This window comes from Brevibacillus sp. IT-7CA2, from assembly GCF_949767855.1.
Lineage (GTDB): Bacteria > Bacillota > Bacilli > Brevibacillales > Brevibacillaceae > Brevibacillus.
Genome location: NZ_CATKQT010000035.1, coordinates 1 through 1,207, shown reverse-complemented (window position 1 = coordinate 1,207; position 1,207 = coordinate 1). Strand labels below are relative to the sequence as shown.

Below are 1,207 nucleotides of genomic sequence, written 5' to 3'. Positions count from 1 at the left end.
AAGCCGTTCAGGGACAAATCCACAACTGGCTAGATCGCTTCTTCCCTGAGTTTCTTACCGTATTTAAAGACTGGGAAGGAAAATCGGCACTACAACTCTTAAAGCTAAATTTATTACCACATGAATTAAGCAAACTCACCGACCAAGAGATCCTCGTGCATCTCAGAAAAGCTGTTATACGTGCGGTTGGACTCAGGAAAATAACTGAACTCAAAGAAGCAGCAAGTCATTCGATTGGCATTCGTGAGGGTTCGGCAATGGCTAAATTAGAGCTACGCACGTTAATAGATAAGTACGAACTCATAAATGAAAAGTTCGAAGAACTGGAAGCTAACATTGACGATTTACTCAAACAGATTCCAGGTGTTGAACAAATGTTAGCCATCACGGGTATTGGAAAAGATACGGTTGCAGGCTTCTTTTCAGAGGTAGGAGACCTCAGTAACTATTCCCACCCTCGACAGATCATCAAGTTAGCTGGATTGAGTCTGAGGGAGAATACATCTGGAAAGCACAAAGGACAAACCAAAATTACAAAGAGAGGGAGAAAGACACTCCGAGCCCTCCTATTTCGAGTAGCTATGCCTTTAGTAGCTAAGAACGGAGCCTTCAAAGCTCTACATCAGTATTTTACAAAACGGCCAGATAATCCTTTGAAGAAGATGCAGTCCCTCATCGCAATTTGTAATAAGCTGATACGAATTCTGTTCACGATTGGCAAGAAGCAATGTGAATTCAGTGAAGAACGTATGTTAAGGGACATTCCCCATATGGTAGAACTTCCGAAAGCAGCTTAGATTGTCTTTTGAATTCTCAAAGCAAAGCAATAGGTACCAACATTTGAAGCACGGATTAGTCAGTAAAGCAACTATAATACGGGCAAAGGATCCTGGCGGGCAGCATGACTGACACCCACCTCATGGGTAAGGTTGGACGAAGGAATTTGGGAGCGAAGACTCTGTGAGATTTGGGAGGGTTGACCTCCATGAGAAATGTGGACATCCACCAGTGCGACCATAATTGTACTAGCGATCCATATTTTGGATATGCATGGTTAGGTAACTATGGATTATTTTTACTCATAGACTCCAAAATTATCCTTAAATACAGCCTTATTCCAGTATTCAAATGATTAGAAACCAACAGCGCTATGAAAACTTGAGAAAACAAACGAAATCGGGAGATTTTGCTTTCTACATAGAGGGAG

The 1,207-nt window shown here is 41.8% G+C and carries 1 protein-coding gene; it reads left to right on the top strand.

All coding sequences use genetic code 11. The annotated features are described in order from the left end of the window. The coding region (locus ACM6JA_RS19630) for a transposase (protein ID WP_414853700.1) at window positions 1-797 on the top strand (797 nt) is incomplete at its 5' end. Between the last annotated feature and the right edge of the window lie 410 nt (window positions 798-1,207).